Annotated in this window: 4 protein-coding genes; 3 read left to right on the top strand and 1 reads right to left on the bottom strand. The window is 61.0% G+C overall.

The features are described 5' to 3' along the window. From J4F42_19475 to J4F42_19465, 3 genes are all read left to right on the top strand, one after another. The coding region (locus J4F42_19475) for an LLM class flavin-dependent oxidoreductase (GenBank protein ID MCE2487699.1) at positions 1 to 792 on the top strand (792 nt) is incomplete at its 5' end. Positions 793 to 896: 104 nt separating this feature from the next. Continuing rightward, positions 897 to 1,169, top strand: a complete 273-nt coding sequence (locus J4F42_19470) for a hypothetical protein (protein MCE2487698.1) — start codon at positions 897 to 899, stop codon at positions 1,167 to 1,169. Then, positions 1,166 to 1,561: a PIN domain-containing protein gene (locus tag J4F42_19465; GenBank protein MCE2487697.1), complete on the top strand. Its 396-nt coding sequence runs from the start codon at positions 1,166 to 1,168 to the stop codon at positions 1,559 to 1,561. The genes J4F42_19470 and J4F42_19465 overlap by 4 nt, the downstream gene beginning before the upstream one ends. A 38-nt stretch (positions 1,562 to 1,599) precedes the next feature. Here the strand turns inward: J4F42_19465 and J4F42_19460 are convergent. Then, a partial coding sequence (locus J4F42_19460) for an LLM class flavin-dependent oxidoreductase (GenBank protein MCE2487696.1) occupies positions 1,600 to 2,175 on the bottom strand: 576 nt, incomplete at its 5' end.

Below are 2,175 nucleotides of genomic sequence, written 5' to 3'. Positions count from 1 at the left end.
GTGGCAACCCTCAACCAGATGGCGCCGGGCCGGGTCAGCATGGGCATCGGCACCGGTAACAGCGCCAGGCGGGCGATGGGGTTCCCGCCGTGTTCGCTGGCCGAACTCCGCGACCACGTCCAGGTCGTCCGCCAACTCCTCCGAGGCCGGCAGGTCACCTACCGGGAGGGCGAGGCCGAGCGGGCCGTGCGTTTTTTTCATCAGGACATGGAGTTCATGAATACCCGGGCCGAGGTGCCGATCTATGTTGCGGCCAACGCGCCCAGGGCGATGACCCTGGCCGGCGAAGTCGGCGACGGCTTCCTGACCTCGCGGACGAATACGGCCCAGGGCTGGCGCGACGCCTGGCAGTACGTCAGCCGTGGCGCGCGGCGGGCCGGAAAAGATCCGGCCGACCTGTACTCGGCGCTCATTACCGCCACCTGCCTGCTCAGGCCGGGAGAAGGCTTGGAGGCCCCTCGGGTCAAAGCCGCGGTCGGGGCATGGACCACGGTCGCCCTGCATTCCCTGTATGAGACGGTCAAAGACCCAGTCGCAGCGCCGGAGCCGCTTCGGCCGCTGTTTGCCGAGTACAAGGCGTTTACCGACAGGCGCGTTGCCGCCAGTGATACCTACCATCTCGACCTGCACGACGGTCACTGTCTGTACGTCCAGCCCGAAGAAGAGCGCTTTGTCACGCCGGAGCTGATCCGGGCGGCGACCATGACCGCCACGCCCGAGGCTCTCCTTGAGCGACTGCACAGCCTTGGGTCGCCTTTATCCCGCCGACAAATGGCTACACCGAGTTTGTGACCGAGTTCAGTCAGCAGGTCATCGCCCGCTTTTGACGCGGTTCAGCCGAATAAGACGTATGACACGTCAACGCACTTTTTTGAGGATGGACTAGGATGGCTTCCTTGACGATAAAAGATGTTCCCGACGACTTGCTAGGTCGTCTGCGCCAACAAGCGACACAGGGGCACCGTAGCCTCAATCAGCAGATCCTGTGTCTCTTGGAAAATGCTGTCGCTGGAGGACGGCATGACACTGTTCGTCACCTACGCGACGAGATCGAAGCCCAACTCAGGGTCTGGGAAACACTCGGAGACAAATGGGGCACTGAAGACGCCGAAGAAGAGGTCGCGCGGATATACGCTGCCCGTTCGACAGGGCGGAAGGCTGATCTGTGAGAATTCTCGATACGGATGTCTGTATTGAGATCCTCAGAGCCAATGTCCGCGTTCTTACCCGTCGCCGGAACACTCTTGATCACGTAGCGACAACGTGGATCACCGCAGCTGAACTGTATTATGGGGCGGCCAAATCGCGTCATCCACAGTCCAAGGCCGAAGGAGTACGGGCCTTCCTGGGAACGCTCCCGGTCTTTGGGTTTGACGAACAAAGCGTCCGTCACTTCGGACGAGTCAAAGCGGCCTTGGAGCGAGCCGGTCAAGGACTGACCGACGCCGACCTCTTCATCGGTTCAATCTGTCTTGCCCGTGGGGCGATTTTGGTGACAGGGAATGTTCGTCACTACCATCGTATCGAGGGACTTCTTATCGAAGACTGGATTCGTGGCTAAATTTTCATGCCGGATGTCAAGCTCCTGAAGCGTATGGCTTAGCCCTGAAACTTGGGCAACACCTCTTGGCCGAACAGCCGCAGGCAGTCCAGCACCCCCGGCAGCCGAAAACGCATGATCACATAATCAACGTCGTACTCCTGCCGGTAGCGTTCGAGCTGCTCAATACAGTCTTGAGGCGTTCCGGCGACGGCGTGCTGAAAGCAGGCGTCAACGGTGAAATCGGACTCGGACCGAAAGTCCGGGTGGTGGTTGAGAATGCCGTGGCGAAAGTAAAAGAGGGTCTCATCGACGTAAATCCGGCCAAAGGTTTTTTCCGCCTCGGCCCGGCTTGAGGCGACCCAGCCGTCGCGCATCAAGACGACCTGGGCGCGGTTGCCGGCCTTATCCGCCGCCTCCCGATACATGCCGACCCGACTCTTCCAGGTTTCCTTCTCAATCGGAAAGGGGTCCGAACACCAGGCGTCGCCGCTCCGCCCGGCGCGTCGGGTGGTATAGGGGAACATGCCGCCCAGCCACAGCTCGGGGTACGGCTCTTGCAGGGGCTTGGGCGTCACCCGGACCTGGTCATACTTGAACACCTGGCCGTGGTAGGAGAAGTATTCCTGGCCCCA

The sequence above is a fragment of the Desulfurellaceae bacterium genome, assembly GCA_021296095.1.
In the GTDB taxonomy this organism is placed as follows: domain Bacteria; phylum Desulfobacterota; class Binatia; order Bin18; family Bin18; genus JAAXHF01.
The sequence above is the reverse complement of the archived record's forward strand: the minus strand, read 5'-3'. Positions and strand labels throughout refer to the sequence as shown.